We start from the raw sequence: 17,895 nt of genomic DNA on the forward strand, positions 1-17,895 counted from the left end.
AGAGATTAATTTCTAACTGGTGTTGTAATATCATAACTATTATCACCATGAAACCAATTTGCAGCTTGACCCGTAAGCCATAAATAATGATCTGATTCTAAATCATTTTCAATACCAACAAATTTGTAACCTTCATTACCAACAACTAATGGCACTTCATTATTTCTTTTTACTTTAAAAATTGCTGTACCTTCATCAACCTCATCAAACATGGCAACATATAAACTTTTAGCACCAGATAATTTTGCGCCAGCTATTTGTTTCCAAAAGAAATCTCCTCTTAATCTTGGTATAGAATTAAAATTATTTGGATCTCTTGTTAAATTACCCCAGGTAAAACCAGGAAAAACTAAAGGAACATAATCAATTTTATTAGCATCTGTCCACAAACGATCTCTATAAGGAATGTCTGCATTGTAACTAGATGGTGAATTATAACGGCCTACAGCCCAGGGCATGATAATATCTACTTTTTTAATTAAATCATGAAAAGCAGGATTATTTTCTGTGTCATTACCAAAAGTTCTCCAATAATAAGGAACACCTAACATGATAGCAACTTTATTTTTTGGGCCTTTTAATTTGTTTACTAATTGACTAACATCTGCCGTTGTATATTTACGACTATCATTAAAACCAACGCCCCAAATAGACATTAAAGGTTTTCCATTATGCCTTAAATAGGTAGGATGTTCAAAATTGTCAAATAACTTATATTTCTCTACTATCTCATTCCAATCTTGTTCTAGATAGGCAACTTTATTGCTATCGCTACCACTTAAATCATACATAATACTAATAGCTCTGCCGTATTTTTTTGCAGCTTTTAAAGCACTTTCTAGCACTTTATTAAAGTGTCTTTTTCCTCTAGAATTAGAAGAATGAACCTCTACAACAAAACGTTGCATGTGTACACCATCAATATTGTTTTCTTTCATCCATTTAAAATGAAGATCTATTGATGATTCATCATAAGGACTATATAAATAGGCACTTGAACCATCTGCATATTTATAAGGTGTTACATATTTTGTTTCATACTCCGTCATATCTGGCCACATATCTATGGAAGAGCAATCTGATTTAAATCCATCACATTTAGGATTTTCATAGTGATACCAACCTCTATTAGAATCATCACCCTGTGCTGCAAACCAACCTTGATAACCCGCCATTACTAAATTAGTATATGATGTAAATAAACATCCAGTTTCGTCATAGACAATTTCATCTACCACTACAATTGGGTCATCCTCTTCTTCCTCAATCATTTCTTCGGGTGTATCACCACTGCAGGACCATCCTAAAAATAATATTAAAATTAGCATTAATAATTTGTATTTTGAATTTATCGTTTTCATATTTGATATTTTAAATGCTTATTTATATTTCATATTACAATTGTATTTCTACAGCAGTAACATAATTAAACCTTGCATTTGGTGCGTCATATAATGCACCAATTCTAAAATAATAAAACTTCCCAGTTTTTAAATCAATTTCATTATTGGTGTTTATAGATAATGTGTATGTAGTAACTGGATTTAATGGAGAAACTGGCGCATTAATATTCGTTTCTTTTTTTACCAATCTTGCAGGTTCACCAACATTTTTATCTGCACCTGCATATAAACCTATTTTAGATACATTACCAAAACCTGTTTGTTCTAAAGAAAAAGTAGCTGTCACTATACCTCCTACATTTGTTATAGAAGCATCTTTTATGCGTATATAAGGAGAAACAACTAAGTCTAATTTTGTACTGCCACTTATATTTACTTCAATAGTATCTATAGATTGAAAATTTGTACGAACAGGTAAAACTTTATAAGTATTTGCAAACAGTTTGCTATCTCTAAATGTTCCATCAACTTTATAGTTCATAAATTGCGGAGCAACGTTTTCAAAACCAGCTTCTCTTAATTCTAATTCGCCACCTCTTATAATATCCTGTTCTACTAAGTCTCCAGTAACATCATCAATAATGCTCCCATATAAATCTGCAGTTGGACCTTCTAAATTATCTAATTCGCAAGAACTAAAAAGACCTACAGAAACTAAAAAAACTATTATATATTTAATTTTATTCATAATAAATTATTCTTTATTTATATTCAAATTATGTCTTACGGATTTGGTATTAAACCATTTAAACCAATACCAGGAATATTTCTATAATATTCTCTTACATCAAAGGTTTGTGGATCATTACCTCTAATTCTATTACGAACAAAAATATATTCGAAAGGTGCACTACCTCTTAAATCTAATATTGGTAATAAAGCATGTTTTCTAGTATTGTTAAATACAGTATGATACGTTCTTCTTCTCATTAAATCCCAAACTTCTTTGTTTTCAAAAGCTAACTCTACTGTTCTTTCTCTCAAAACATTTTCGATAGTTAAAGGAATATCTGTTTGGTGAAATGCTCTTCTTCTTGTTGCATTTAAAGCTGTTTCTGCAACTGTTTGACTACCTAAACCACTTTCTACAACTGCTTCTGCATAATTTAATAAAATTTCTGCGTACCTAAATTCTGCAAAATCTGTAAAACTTCTATTCCATGCTGGTTGCACAGGTTCAGTACTTAAAAATTTTTTGAATCCAAAACCTGTTTTTGTATTGTTTCCCCCTTGTGGATTAAAGCCAGAATGCTTATCAGCATCTAACGTACCATAACTAGAATAAATGCTACCTGCAGCAAATGTAAATGCTAATGTTTCAATCTCTGCTTTACCAGCTGGTGTAATAAGCCCAGCTTGAATAATTATATTTTCATCTTTCCAAGTTGAATTTGGAAGAATTACAGTGGCTCTTAACCGTGCATCTTTATCGGCGAAAAGGTTTAGAGGATCTGAGTAACGTACATAATTACGTGAAGGTTGATAACCATCATAATTTTCTGTATTTGCATCAGCAGTAGTAATAATTTTACCATCTTCTCCTGGATTACTATAGTTTTCAAATAAATCTACAAATTCTAATGTAGGATTATATCTTCCAGGATGAGGCCATCCATTTCTTGTTTGAGCAGGACCAAACCAAATATCATAATTATTACCAAAACCTTCACCAGGAATGGTTCTTCCCTTTATTAAAATTGATTCTTCAAGTGCTATATTAGGATTTTCAAACATTGCTCTGAAATTTTCTGCAGCTTCATCTGCAGTTCCAGGGTTTGGTTTGTATAAGCCGTAAGGACTATTATTCATAATGTTTGCAGATGCATCAATACATATTTGATAATACGCATTTGCTGCACTAATAGGTAAGCCTACCAATTCTTGATTTACAGCATCCCCATTTAATGTGATATTACCGCCAAATTTTGCAACTGATGCAGCATGTAAAGCCACTCTTGATTTTAATGATAAAGCCGCCCATTTTGAAGCTCTTCTTCCATTAGTTTCTCCTAACGAATTTGCTGCAATGTCACATTCACTTAAAACAAAATCCCAAGTTTCTTTTTCTGTATTTCTAGGAACTTTTAAAGACTCTGGATCTCCATTAAATTCTTGAGGTGTTCTAATAATTGGAACGCCACCATATCTTTTCACCAAACCAAAGTAAGCAAATGCTCTAATAAATGAAGCTTCCCCTAAATATGCCGCTTTTTCAGCATCTGTATTGCTTAAAGTTGGTATGATATCTATAAATAAATTTACATCTCTAATCAATCTAAAAGCATCATCCCACCAGTTTAAATAATTGCCATTTATAAAACTATTTCGTTCACTATGATGTGCCGTCATTGTTAACATTGAAGATGTAAAACCACCATTGTTTGGATCTCCTGGATTGAAATTAAAACCGTCTTTAGGAAAGAATGTTAAATCTTCGATAGGGAGTCTGTCATATAAATCTGCTAAATACAATTTTGTTCCTGCAGGATCACCAAAAAGGTCATCTGCTGTAATTTTATCCGTTGGTAATAAGTCTAATCCATCGTCACAAGAGAAGGAAATAAGACTTACTACAAAAAGAAATAATATATTTTTTATTAGTTTCATAGGTTTTATTTAAAAGTTAATATTTACTCCAAAATTATAAGTCTTTGTTACTGGGTATGTAAACCCTGCAGAAAAAGCACCTTCAATCTTTTCTGGATCAAAAGGTTTTACAAAATCATCTGCCCAAGTATATAAATTAAAACCACTCACATAAAGTCTTAAATTAGTAATTCCTAAAGTTTCTTTCATTCCTTCATTTTTAAAATTATATCCAAATTCTACAGATTTTAATCTCAAATAAGAAGCATCTCTTCTCCAAACAGAACTTTCTTTATACAAACTACCAACATCTGCAATTGTTCTACTTGCTGGCCAAGTTCCAGGAATCCACTCACTAGTAACATCATAAGGATCTTCTTTTCGCCATCTATCATAGAAATAAGCTGGTGTATTCCCTCTAAATGCAAACATTTCTGCGTAGGTTTCTCTAAAACGTACGGTATAATTTGCTGCACCCTGAAATAAAGAGTTTAGATAGAACCCTTTATATTCTAAGTTTAAAGTAAGACCGAAAAACATTTTAGGTCTTCCGCTAAAAAATAAAGGTTGCTCATCTTGCCCATCTACAATTCCATCATTATTCCAATCTTCATATTGAAAATCTCCTGGTAATTCTCTTAAAACGTTGCTTCTATCTCCATTTTGTAAAGCTGCACTTCTTAATGCTTCTTCACTTTGAAACTGACCTATATAATTATAGCCCCAAGCAATGTCATTCCATCTACCAGATTGTCTATTTCTCCACTCGCTATAGCTGTTATTAAATGCTTCTCCTTCAACAAAATTTCTTTTTGTTCTTGAATAACTAAAATTACCTGATATGTCAAATTTGAAATCTTGTGTAACTCTTTGTCTATATCCAGCTGTAAATTCTATCCCTTGTGTTATTTCACTATTTAAATTTTCTTGTGGTAAAACACCTCCATACGTATTTGGTAATGCAATACTTCTCCTTGCAGGTATTCCATCTAATTCACGTTGATAAGCATCTATGGTAATATTTAATCTGTTATTTAAAAAGCCAAGTTCAAGTCCAATATTACTTGTTGTAGCCTCCATCCAAGTAAGATTAGGATTAGGAATTGGAGGAGTTCTAATCCCGTCTGTTAAAAAACCTTCATCAAATTCATAAGACCCACCGCTACCAATAGAATATCCCGGAACATACTGAAAAGGACCTCCTTCTGGTTGACCTGCTATTCCATAAGAACCTCTTAATTTAATATTTGAAATCCAATCTAAATTATCTTTTATAAAACGCTCTTCAGAAATTCTCCAAGCAGCAGTAGCTGTAGGATATAGACCATATCTATTTTCAGGAGCATATCTATAAGACCCCATGTAACGTGCAGATACTTCTAAAAAATATTTTCCTTTGTAACCATAATTCAATCTAGCTGCGTAAGAAAAATCTGCACTTTCACTTTCAATACCATCACTTTCTTGTCCAATAGGACTTGCGAATCGCAATTGATCTTTAGTGTAAAATTCTGGATAAAATCTTCTTATTCTAGAAAATCTATCTGAATAAGAATTACTTTCTACTAACAAAAGTGCCTTAAAATCATGATCATCTGCAAACACTTTGTCGTAATTTATATATCCTTGATACGTCATTCCATCCCCATTTCTATTTTCATTGGCAATGTTAGCAACACCGTCATTTTGTTTTACAGGGTTATAAACATCATTAACTTCATCATAATTAAATAAATTATAGGTAGGAGCTAAGCTTTTACTTTGAAAATTATTTGCATCATAAGCTACAACCCCCTTTAATCTAAGCCCTTCAACAAACGGTACTTTATACTCTACAGAAAAAGTAGATGTAAATGCTCTTGTGTTGTTATCTGTATAACCTGTAAGATCTCTTTCCATAAAAGCAACGGGATTTAAACCAGAAGCAATAGGTGCTAAGAAATTAGGATTATTATTCGCATAAGCAGATTCGGTTGGCAAAGCCAAACGGGTACCTTTAAAAATATTAAAGAAGTTTGCACCTGGTTGTGTGTTTTCGTCCCATCTTCCATTTATTAACAAAGAGGCTGTTAAGTTTGTAGAGAGCTCAGTTGTTAAATTTGTTCTGAACGTATAACGCTCATAACCAACATCATTACTAATTAATAAACCATCTTCTTGAACATAGCCAAAACTCATAAAATAATTTGTTTTCTCATTACCTCCAGATGCAGAAAAATTATGTTGTTGTGTTAAGGCTTGCTCTTTTAATGTTAATGCACCCCAATCTGTGCTCTCATAACCTGGCCCACCATTTTTCCATTTTTCAATTTCTTCTGGTGAGTAAAAAGGTACTCCAGCTCCTCCTGGAATAAATAGTTGCGTATCATTCCACATTTGTGTGTATTGTGCCGCATTTGCCATAAGAGGAACATCTGTGGGTCTTGCGCTACTTGTAACTGTACTATAATTAAAAGACGGTTTACTATTTTTCCCTTTTTTAGTAGTTACTAAGATTACACCATTTGCAGCACCTAAACCATATATTGCAGCAGATGCATCTTTTAGAATAGAGATTGTTTCAATATCATCAGAATTTAATTGTTGAAAGTCACTTGAGCCACCTCTTCTAATACCATCAATTACATAAATTGGATTACCAAATCCACGAATATTAATATCGTTATCAAAAGAACCTGGTTGACCCGATTGTTGACGAATTTGTACACCCGCAATTTTACCTGTTAGTTTTTGAGCAAGACTTACATTTGTTGTAGTTTCTATTTCTGCACCGCTAATTACTGCAACTGCAGCGGATAAACTTTCTTTTTTCTGAGTACCATAACCCACAACTATAATTTCTTCTAAAGCAGTAACATCTTCAGTTAAAGTAACATTTATAGTGCTTTGATTTGTAACGGCAACAACTTTAGTCTCATAACCAATATAACGAAATACTAAATTGAAATTACCTTTTGTTGGAATTGTAATTGTATACATACCATCAAAATTTGTATTTACACCGTTTGTAGTGTTTTGTAATGATACAGATGCTGAGGGTAATGGAAAATTATCTGTGTCAACTACTTTACCTGTTATTGTTCTAGTTTGACTTAAAATACCAAGTGTAGATAATAATAATGCAAAGAACAATATATTTTTTGTCATCATTTTTATACTACCTTGTTTATTTGCTTGTAGCCAAAATAGTAGTTTTTGTTTCTTCATAAATATTGAATTCAGTTTTAGTATAATTATTTATATTGTTTCTGAAATAAGGCACAACATAACTTTAATTTTTAATAAGACAAATATATTTGCAGAGATTAATTAGCAAATAATTAACAATTAAAAATTACTTAATTTACAATTAATAAGTAAAATTTTTAGAAAAGCAGTAAATTCGATTTGATTTTTTGATGAAATTCATAATATTATCTAAAAGTATCTTTCTAAAATTAAAAATATAAATTACCTTGCAGTCTAGACTATATAAATAATATGAGAAATTTTATTATTTTCTTTTTTCTATTAATTTCTATTCAAATAACAGAAGGACAAGACTATTTAGATGAAGGTCTATCTTTCTATTCTCATGAAGTAATTCAAGAAAAAAGAACTTCTTTAAACTTAACACCAAAAACACCAATTCGCTTTCAAAAGAAAATTAATATTTCTTTTGAAGCTAATTTTAGACGTGGTGATGGCTATTACGGAAATATTTTAAAAATTGTTGGAAATAGTTTCTTAAATATAGACTTAGTAGCAAACCTAGATAGCAATGAAGAAAACTTTTGGTTGGTTATAAAAGACAAGATTCTTTTTAGTTATAAATGGTCTGATATTCCAAAAGGAGACTATAATAGATGGATAAAATTTAATATTAATATTGATGTAGAAAAATCAACCATTGCGCTATCAATAAATAATGAGAAAATAGTTAAAAAATCTGATGCGCTAAAAGATATTTCTAATCTCGAGATGATTTTTGGAAAGAGTCTTCATACAAAATTCCAAACTACAGATGTTTGTCCTATGAGTATTAAAAATGTAAAAATTTTTAATCAAAATGGAAAAATGATAAGAAATTGGTCTTTAGGAATGCATACAAAAAACAATGTTGTGTATGATAATATCATAAAAGATGTAGCTATTGCAAAAAATCCTGAATGGTTGATAGATCAACATTTATTTTGGAAAAAGCAAAAAGATTTTAATTTTAATAGATTATTAGGAACAGCAAAAGATTTAAAAGGTGAGAGAGTCTTTTTTATAGAGTCAGAGAAAATACATATATATTCATTAGTCAACAGAACATTAGAAACAATAATTGTTAAAGAAAATTTTATTAAATGCCAATCTAATAAATTTTTCTTTAACAACACTAAAGAAGAATTAGTGGCTTATTCTATCGATGAGCAAACCTTTAATCTATTTAATTTTAAAGATTCTAGTTGGTTAAATCCAGAAACTAAATGTAAAGAAACTTCTTATCTACATCATACTATTATAGCTGATTCAAAAAACAGTTCTTTAATTACTTTTGGAGGTTATGGCTTCTACAGATATAATTCTTCGTTTAATAAATTTAATATAAACGACTCTAGTTTTAGCACCGCTACTATTGATAATGAAATTACACCAAGATATTTAAGTTCATCGGGAATTATAGATGCTAATAAATTTTTAATCTTCGGAGGTTACGGAAGTAAATCTGGCAGGCAAGGTGTTAATAGTCGTTTTTTTTATGATTTATATGCTGTTGATTTTAATAGTTTAAAACCTAAGAAAATTTGGAGTTTAGAAAACGAATCTTCGGAATCTTTTTTACCTGTAAAATCTTTAATCGTAGATAATATTTCAGAAAGTTTTTTTACGCTAATCTTTAACAATACAAATTATAAAACACATTTGAAACTTGTTCGTTTTGGAATTAAAAATAAAGAAAAACAGATTTATCCAGATTCAATTCCATATAATTTTTTAGATGTAAAATCTGATGCATTTTTTTTCTTGAACTATAATAAGTCTAAACTATATACTATTACAACTACAGATCAAGAATCTTCGCTGTATTCGATGACATATCCTCCCTTATTGGCGAATGATGTATATCAAGAGGAGAAAGAGAATTCAGCTTTTAATTTTTCAAAAAATATTTGGATTTTGGGGCTTATTGTAGCTATGATTTTTTTAGCTTTATATGTTCTAAAAAATAGAAAGCAACCTGTAATATCTACAGAAAAAGTAATTGCTCAAGAAGAATCTTTAGATTTGATTGCTTATAAAAAAGAAAAGATAAAAAAATCTGCTGTATATTTGTTTGGAGGTTTTCAAGTTTATGATAAAGGTGGAAACGATATTACAGCACTATTTACACCTACGTTAAAACAGCTATTTATTTTAATACTATTGTCTAGTTCAAAAAACAATAAAGGTATTTCTTCAATTAAGCTTACTGAATATTTGTGGCCAAATAAACCAGAAAGTAATGCTAGAAACAATAGAAATGTAAACATAAGTAAGTTAAAAATTTTATTAGAAAAAATAGGTGATATAAAGATTAATAACGAAAACACATATTGGTTCATAAATATAGGCCCGTCTGCTTTCTGTGATTATAATTTTGTTACGAAATTATTGAGTGAAGGCACGAATGCAAATTTAGATAAAGATGAGGTCTATGAACTTTTAGAGATTGTTTCTAGAGGAGAAATTTCTCCAGATATACAAACCGATTGGATAGAAGATTTTAAGATGCATATTTCTAATTTACTGATTGACAACTTAAATAGAATCGCTAAAAATCAATCTGATCTACGCTTACTTATATTAATTGGAGATACCATTTTAAAATATGGTCCTCTAAATGAAGAGGCAATTGCTTTAAAATGTAAATCTCTATATCTTTTTGGTAAAAAAGGATTGGCTAAGCAGCAATACAACCAATTCTGCAAAACATATTTTGAGGTTTTAGATTCTAAATACGATGTTACATTTAAAGAAATTATTAATTAGTGACATTGTAGGCTAGAGAAAAATAAATTATTGACGGTTTAATAAAAATGTTCTTTTTTTAGTTCAAAATACTAATGCTAGTTCCTATTTGCGCGTTATGTAAAGATAGCTTTGGAGAGTTTTGTGTTTTATGAAACAATAAGAGCGTGTTGCTTTTTGGAGTTGTGCAATGAGTTTGCGAATGGAACAAGCTCTAAAATGCAACTACCTATAGATAAGAAAACGCTAAACTTGCGTTGGCGCGCGGAACAAACCAAAAGACATTTCGACTTTGCTCAATACAGGCTACGGTTTTTGCTTTTGCAACAAACTGGATTTTGGTTTGTGGGGAGTTAATTATCCTTAAAAAATAACCTTATTCTGTTTTGACAAGTCTACGCCAAATGAAAGGAAAAGGTAACTCTCTATGATATCTACTTGTTATTGAGAAAATTAAATCATAACTAATATCCATAATTTTAAATTTCCTTTCTTCTGAAAAAAGCTCTACCTCCTCTATTATTTCTTTTTTATAATCTTCAATAGATTTATAGAGAGTAATAGAATGCTTTAATTTGCCTGAAGTTCTACTGTAACCATTATTTAAATAAAATTTTTCTGTGTCTAATTTTGGAAACCAAATTTGTAGATTTAATTTATTATCAAATATTTTTAAAATGTTTTGCAAATCATCATATGCTTCTTTACTATCTAATAAAGCTGACCAATCTGCTAATAGTGTTAGAAGCATAGTAGATTTTTCATCCTGCTTTTTAGTGCCCATATAATAATCTACCAGATCCTCATAATTTGTTTTAAATAACGGGAAAAAGTTTTTCAATATTTTCGCATCGTGAATACCTACAACAAGCATTCTTAACCATTTCTCACATTCTTTTTTATGGCCTGTAAAGTATAAAAACCTCATAGCGGGTTCAATATCTATAATATGGTCATCATATAAGGGATAATGTGATGTTGGATTTGTATTAATTAAAGATAAGAGTGCTTTAGAAATTGTCATAGCAGATTCTTCATAAATAGCAGCAGCAGAAGAATCTTTAGCGTTGAAATGATATTGATATTGTTTTATTTCTGTAAGTCCTATATTAGCAAGAATTCCTATTTCTTCCCAAACAGTTAGACTATATTCAATCTGATTTCGAGAATAACGTTGTAAACTATGTTCTACAAAATAGTGTTTGCTTACCTTATTGAAGTAAGATATTCCTATTTTTCGTCTCAATAAATGTATTTCGTAAAACTCTAGCCTGATATATTTTTCTTTAAAATGTTCTTGATTACTCAACCATTCAAAAACTTTCAAAATAGTTTTATCAGCAGCAAATATTGCCGATTTAATATAGCCATTATCTTCTGCCCATTTAAAAACAATACTCAAACATATACGTAGTAATTTTAATCTTTTTAGTAGAGGTTTTTTGGTTTTAATCGGCTTGTCCAATATTGTGTCCACCAATCTATTATAGTGGTTTAAATCATAGTCTTTAAGTTCAAGAAAAGCCAATGTTTTCTTTAATAGTGAACGCATTTTTGGGTTAAATAATCTTTCTGAAAGTAGATTCTCTGAAACCATCTTGGTTATATCATCTATTCCCCAAAAATCAAATTTCAAATCATCACTTTCATATTTTTCTGTATATTTTGCCCAACTTGTTTGAACTGTCTGATTTAAGTTTCCATTTGTTGCTACAATTACTTTTTTTGGAAGTTTTCTTTGTTCTGTAGTTAGGGAAATTGAAATATAAGTTTCTAATATTTCTGTTAATGATTGACGTACTGCATTTTGTCCTGAATCCCAAACTGACCTTGTAATGTGGCCTTGTTTAACAGTTATAAGAAATATCTTTTCAATATTATCTTTATCTTTTCCAACTGCAGCTATATCTACACCATATTGCCTACCCTTTTGAGGTTTAGATATTGGTGTAATACTCTTGCTTATTAGAATATCAATAAGTAGCGCATCAAGTTCACCATCTTCTTTTAAAAGAGAAATATATTCATTAGTTAGGAAGTTCATTTCTTTTCATATTTTGCCACATTAATCTTGTTTTTTCTTGACCTATTTCATCTATTGATTGAACACGAGGCATTTCAAAACTACTTTTGAAGTTTTGCATTTCTGCTTCTTGAGAATATACACCTCTATGCTTTGAGAAAAAAGATTTACCAGCTTTGAGGTTTATATTAGTAATCATATTTAGAAATGAATTATTTTTAGATTCCGAATCATCCATTAGTTTTTGCATTTGAACATTTTGTCGTTTCAAAAAATAATTCATTCTCTTATCTGAAGGTTCAAACTCGTTTATTATTTCTAATTCAGAAACCTGCTTGTAATAATTTTCTGAAGTATCAATAATTTGATTTATGATTGAAGTTATGATTTTGTTAGCAGTTTTTCTTTTCTCTTTCAGTATTTCTGTTACAGAGTAATAGTTTATTATTAAATATTTTACAAAAAGAGTTGCTATATGATTTCTTATGCGTTCATTTTTGTAATTTACTTCAAGGATATTATAAAGCATTTCAGATGCATATTTCCGATCTAATACATTTCCTACAATCATAAATACAATGTATAAAGAATCTTCTTCATCAAAATTCTTCAATAGTTCTTTAGGAAGCCCAATAGGACTTATATTATCGTCAAAATTGCTAATAACAAAATGTAAAGCATTTTTATATGATTGATTATCTGAATTTAGCCACTCTAAAAATAATGTTTCTACCATTTTTGGGTGATTAGAATACAGTTCATCTATTATTTCTTTTAAAACAGATATTCCTTTTAATTTACCTTTATTATTTAAAATCCATTCATTTATAAACTCAATAATAATTTCTGGATTTTTAGAAATGGTATCTTTTAAACGATAAGTGATTGTATTATAAACATGTTTATATTTTGATTCTGTATAAGTTAAAAGCTTTAGGTATTTTTGAAAATATTCTGCTTCTTCATCAAATTTAATTTCTTCATTAAGTGATCTTGCAACTTCACTTTGAACTTCTATATTTTTTTTCTGGAGTAATTGTAGTATTATTTCCTTTGCACCACCTATACTGTTTAAGTGTTTGTTGTAAAAGCGTGCTATAATACCTAAACTTTGAACAGACTCTTTTTCTATTACTACTATTAGAATTTTATTAACTTCATTTAAGAATTTTAATTCTTCCTTTTTATCTTTTATGACAACTTGGTATGCAGCATTAACACCTGAATTAATTTTATACTCAGCTACACTTTCTATCAGAGATAAAATTTTATCCTTATAGGGATAACTTGTTTTACTTTCTGATAAACCTCCTAGTATTGAAGGTATAAAGTTTAAATTTTCTAAAGTTGGTTTTACGTCTATTATTTGTAATACCTTAATAGCTTCTTCTGGTTTCTCAATTGCAAATTTTCTTAATGCTTGATATATATAATAACTTGCACCATCATCTTTAATTTTTTTATATAATAAAGGCAATGATTCTACAAAATAGTTTTTATCAGGTATTTCAAAATTATTACAGTATTGATTAAAATCTTGCCAAAACCCATTATATTTAGGATTGCTATTTAACTGTGTCAAAAACTCTTTAGCTTTATTACTCATTTTTTCAAAGATTTAAAAATATATAAAGAGAAATTATCTTCAGTTAGTTCTTAAAGTTACCACCCACCTTTCTACCCACTTACGGAAGTTTATAATTTATTTTCCAATGACCACCTTTTGCGCTACCTACTCTTTCAATAAGCCCACGATCTTTTAAAGCATTTAGATTATTGTCAATAGCAGTAGCACTTAAGTCAATTATTTCTTCCAATTCTCTTTTAGAAACTTTATTATTTTTATGAATAGCTTTGATAATATTAACTCTATTAGCTGTTAGATTATCTACCCACTTATCTACCCACTTATTAAAATCGAAAGGTCTTCTAAATGTTACCGTAAATATTCCTTCAGTATTAAATTCAGGTGGCGTTAAATTATTTTCTAACATTAATTCTCTCATTCTACTAATACCAGAACCTACTTGTTCTACCATTCTTATTCTTTCAAAAAGACCAAATATTAAAGGGTTTCTGCTTAAACTTCTTTTTCCAAATTCATTTTTAGGAATTCCACTCACTAAGCCTCCAGGATTAGAAATTTCAATTCTATCATTAAAAACTTCTACAGAGATACGAGCTCCTTTATCATAATAATCTCTATGTGCTAAAGCATTAATAATAGCTTCTTTAAAAGCTGTTTCGGGAATTTCCCAAATTTCTTTTCGAGGTTGTGAACCATTTCCTTCAATGTCATAACGCACATTTAGTTTTGTTTTTAACCAAGTCATTTTTTGCAGAAATTGCTGATACAAAGTACCTGACATTATTTTATCATCAGTAATATATCTTTTATCAATACCTTCAAAAACAGTACATCTAATTACTGCTTTTTCAAAAAATTGTTCTGGATTTTCTGCAAAGAATAAAGTAGCTCCATTTTTAAGAAAACCTTCTTTAGTTACTAATTTTAAATTATTGAAGACTTGTTCGTTTGAAACAGTAGTGCCTAAACCCGCTAATTCTCTAAATTGATAGATGTTGGTATCAGCAATATCTTTAGTAATATCGATTGTTTTACAAGGCGCTTCATCATAATAAATCTTATCAGCTTGCTGAAAGAAATCTCTCATTTCTTCTACCGTCGTTAATTTTTGAGAATTAGGGCCTTGACGCACATAAATAGCTCCAGAAAGTACATACGGTTTATTTACACCTGAAGGAACTTCAATTACTACAATTTCTTTTTCATTAATAGTTATCGTATAAATATCACAATGTAATGTTGGTGTAATTTCATTTATTGAATTCTAAAGTGCTGAACGTTTTGCATTCGAAAATAATATACCTTGTATTGAATTATTATCATCTACACCTAAAAGTATAGTACCCCCAGCAGCATTTGAAAAAGCACAAATTTCTTCTGTAATCTCTTTTACTTTACTTGGAATACTTTTCTTAAATTCTACATTATAACCTTCTTCAGAAGTAATTAATGACTTTATTTCGTTGATACTTAACATAAAACAATTTCTATTCACAAATCTATTAAAATTGTTTGGTTTTTGGACTTAGAGTTGCACTTTTATCGGTGTTTAGATGTTGTTGTCTTTATTTTCTTTTATCTAAACTTTCTCTATCAAAAGCAATTAAATTAAATAATTCTCGCATTCTTGAGCCTACTCTATTGCCATATCTTTCTTCGAGTTCCTGGGCGTTGAGGTTTGTGGTGGCGTGAGTGAAGACTGGCTTTTTGCTATTTGCTTTTAGGTGTTGGTATTTATGAGATTTCTCGACTGCGTCTGCCTTATCGGCAGACAAGCTCGAAATGACATTTTGAGGATTACTTGTATTTAGCAATAAATCATATCTAGATAATAAGATTTCTCCCATTACATTGCAATCTTTTCCGAAATGGCGACCTGTAGTTTCTACACCTAAATCATCGAAGCAGTAGTAATTGTTATTTCCGTATTGTTCAATGATTTTAAAACCGAGGTTATTGAAGGTAAATACAATGTTTCTCGCCGGAACTACCTCATAGTTTTTTAAGTGAGGCACCATGTGTGGCAATAATTTCATTAAACTTGTTTTTCCGCAACCCACTGGGCCAGATAGTAAAATTCCTTTTTGGGGATCGATGTTCATTCTTTTACATGATACATAATCATGAATAAAGTAAATGGCTAATTTGTATAGAATTGCTTCATCTTCTTTGTGAATCTTGAAATTTTTGCCAAATAATAGTTTGCCTTTATGGTCTAAATAGAATAGGATTTTTTCAAAATAGTAGTGAATATTATTGCCTTTTAATTCGCCTAATTGGTATTGGAGAGTTCCTTCGGTTATGATGTGTGGTGGTTTGAGATTCATTATAACTTTCATTTTGCCTTGATGCAAAACGAAACAAAAAATCAAGCCTTAAATTTTACGAAGTCATATTCATTTTATATTTTGGTCTTCGTGAATACGCTATCGCTATTTCGACGGTCAAATTGATTTTTAATGGCTAAAAGAAATGAACTCCCCCGCATGGGCGGGGTCAAACAGCATTTCTTTTTACGCCATTTTCAAATATTTGACGCCTGCACTAACGGCAGGCAGGCTCGTCTGCCAAATTTTTATGGCGGTTAGAATTCTGACTCAACTTTTAACTTTCTTAGTTTTTTAAATTTGACTCTAATACTTTTTTCTTGATAATACTTCGATAGCTTCGCTAGCTACTTTCAATGAAAATGTCTTTTCATTTCAGTAATGCTCGAGGAGACATTACGTCATTCTAATCGTTTGATAAAATTTTTTCTCGGGTCTCGGATAGGATACACAGTGGTTGATGGTAGCTCAACTTTTCCCCGAAGGGGAAATGTCCGTAGGACAAAGGGGTTAAAACGGTCTAAAAGGGGCTAAAAGAGGCCACTTAAAACCCCTTCAACACCTTAATCCCATGTACAGGTTGCTGTATACCCGTAGTACTAGAAATCCCACTAGGCACTTCAAACTCATAGACAAACTGCCAATTGTTTTTGGTGGTATAACTACCTAAGATTTGAAGCCGACTTTGGGTGTCAAAGCCTAAGCCCAGTCCGAATTTAGAGCGAGTTCGAGTCAAGGTTTCTGTTTTAGTGGTGGTGATGCGAAGGGTATCTACCCGCAACAGGTATTTGGGAAAGAGCGGTTTGTAGCTAAACTCCGAAGAGAGCAAATCTCCATTAAACTTGTTGTAGATGGTAAAGCGTCCGTCTAGCAAGCTGTCTTTTACTTGGACTTCAAACTGCTTAACGGAATCTATCGGGACGCTTTCTTTGGGAGTGGTAATAGGTGTTTGAGTCCCTACTTTACGGGTAACATATACAATTTTAGGCTCAGGGTTTAGCGTAATACCTTTGGTGGTGACATAGTGGTTAAAAATCTCCAAAGTATCAATAATTCCTTGTCGGTATTCGGTTTTGGTAATGGTTTGGGTTTCTTTGGTCGTATAGCCGCCCAGACTGGTAATGATGGCATGTCTAATCCAGTCTTTGAAGAGAAACAGCAATAAGAGTAGGGCGATTGCCAAGGCTATTTGGGTTGTTTTTTTCATGCTTAAAAAGATTCAAGGTTCTTCAAAAGGTTCAATATTTTTCATTTAAAATTCAAGATTAGACAGGGATGAAGTTTAAAAGGTTTCAGGTTTCAAGGTTAGACACGGATGTCACGAATTGGCACTGACTTTACCGAAAAGGAATGGTAGATTTTTTTATCTTTTGTATTTTTCAACCTATATCAGGGACTTCTAACTTCTAACTTTGTACTTTGTTTTTTCATTTGTTCATTTTGTCTTGAAACACTATTTAGCGAAAGCTAAATACCTAAACCAAAAATTCAAGCCTTGGATTTTCGACGGTCAATTACGTTTTCAATGGCTAAAATAAAAGAACTCGCTCTGCTCAGACAGCTTTTATTTTTACGCCATTTTCAAACTATTGACGCTCGCCTCCAAATCCTATGGCAAACCTACCATTTGATATTTTGTACTTATTTTCATGATTTTCAGTCATACGTCTTTAAGTCATCAGTCATTTAAACTCAAAAACTTCTCATAAAACCAAAAGCCTCTTTACCCTTCCTTCGGGGAAGGGCTCTCACAAACATTTCACAAAGCAAAAAGTCTCCTCTGGGATGGGATCTCGGGGAAGGGCTCTCACAAACATTTCAACAAAGCAAATAATACATCGGGATGGGCTCTCCGCCCAGTAACCACGGGGGCTAAAAACTGTGCCTACAAAAAAGTTGATTTGTAACTACAAAATGTTCTTTTTGTAACTACAAAAGTGTTGTTTTGTAACTACACTTTTCTTGCGCTGTGCTTACAACTTTAAAAAGAAA

Annotated in this window: 10 protein-coding genes and 1 pseudogene; 1 reads left to right on the plus strand and 10 read right to left on the minus strand. The window is 30.9% G+C overall.

Features of this window, described 5'->3' with window-relative positions; genetic code table 11:
- Nucleotides 1–5: 5 nt before the first annotated feature.
- The 4 genes from Q0998_RS00600 to Q0998_RS00615 are packed head-to-tail and all read right to left on the minus strand — an operon-like array spanning nucleotide 6 to nucleotide 7,196.
- Nucleotides 6–1,361: a glycoside hydrolase family 71/99-like protein gene (locus Q0998_RS00600; RefSeq protein WP_299664748.1), complete on the minus strand. Its 1,356-nt coding sequence runs from the start codon at nucleotides 1,359–1,361 to the stop codon at nucleotides 6–8.
- Between the two features lie 34 nt (nucleotides 1,362–1,395).
- A complete protein-coding gene (locus Q0998_RS00605) occupies nucleotides 1,396–2,091 on the minus strand; it encodes a DUF3823 domain-containing protein (protein WP_299664751.1) in 696 nt (231 codons plus the stop codon).
- A 35-nt stretch (nucleotides 2,092–2,126) separates the two neighbouring features.
- On the minus strand, nucleotides 2,127–4,010 hold the full coding sequence (locus Q0998_RS00610; protein ID WP_299664754.1) for a RagB/SusD family nutrient uptake outer membrane protein: 1,884 nt from the start codon (nucleotides 4,008–4,010) through the stop codon (nucleotides 2,127–2,129).
- Between the two features lie 9 nt (nucleotides 4,011–4,019).
- Nucleotides 4,020–7,196 carry a TonB-dependent receptor gene (locus Q0998_RS00615; protein ID WP_299664757.1) on the minus strand — a complete coding sequence of 1,059 codons (3,177 nt, stop codon included), beginning with the start codon at nucleotides 7,194–7,196 and terminating at the stop codon, nucleotides 4,020–4,022.
- A gap of 273 nt (nucleotides 7,197–7,469) precedes the next feature.
- On the opposite strand from Q0998_RS00615, the gene Q0998_RS00620 reads away from it, so the two are divergent.
- Nucleotides 7,470–9,986 carry a hypothetical protein gene (locus Q0998_RS00620; RefSeq protein WP_299664760.1) on the plus strand — a complete coding sequence of 839 codons (2,517 nt, stop codon included), beginning with the start codon at nucleotides 7,470–7,472 and terminating at the stop codon, nucleotides 9,984–9,986.
- A gap of 355 nt (nucleotides 9,987–10,341) precedes the next feature.
- Here the strand turns inward: Q0998_RS00620 and Q0998_RS00625 are convergent, their stop codons facing one another.
- From Q0998_RS00625 to Q0998_RS00650, 6 genes and pseudogenes are all read right to left on the minus strand, one after another.
- Nucleotides 10,342–12,009, minus strand: coding sequence for a hypothetical protein (locus Q0998_RS00625; RefSeq protein WP_299664763.1), 1,668 nt, complete (start codon nucleotides 12,007–12,009; stop codon nucleotides 10,342–10,344).
- Nucleotides 11,993–13,594, minus strand: coding sequence for a hypothetical protein (locus Q0998_RS00630; protein WP_299664766.1), 1,602 nt, complete (start codon nucleotides 13,592–13,594; stop codon nucleotides 11,993–11,995). The genes Q0998_RS00625 and Q0998_RS00630 overlap by 17 nt, the downstream gene beginning before the upstream one ends.
- 79 nt (nucleotides 13,595–13,673) lie before the next feature.
- A complete protein-coding gene (locus Q0998_RS00635; RefSeq protein WP_299664769.1) occupies nucleotides 13,674–14,663 on the minus strand; it encodes an ATP-binding protein in 990 nt (329 codons plus the stop codon).
- Nucleotides 14,664–14,690: 27 nt separating this feature from the next.
- Nucleotides 14,691–15,053, minus strand: a pseudogene (locus Q0998_RS19365) (ATP-binding protein); the annotation flags it as partial.
- A gap of 88 nt (nucleotides 15,054–15,141) precedes the next feature.
- Nucleotides 15,142–15,903, minus strand: a complete 762-nt coding sequence (locus tag Q0998_RS00645) for an ATPase (protein WP_299664775.1) — start codon at nucleotides 15,901–15,903, stop codon at nucleotides 15,142–15,144.
- 544 nt (nucleotides 15,904–16,447) lie between these two features.
- Complete coding sequence (locus tag Q0998_RS00650) at nucleotides 16,448–17,110, minus strand: hypothetical protein (protein WP_299664778.1); 663 nt, start codon at nucleotides 17,108–17,110, stop codon at nucleotides 16,448–16,450.
- Nucleotides 17,111–17,895: the final 785 nt, after the last annotated feature.

Origin of the sequence: uncultured Polaribacter sp. (genome assembly GCF_947501385.1) — a bacterium.
In the GTDB taxonomy this organism is placed as follows: Bacteria; Bacteroidota; Bacteroidia; order Flavobacteriales; family Flavobacteriaceae; genus Polaribacter.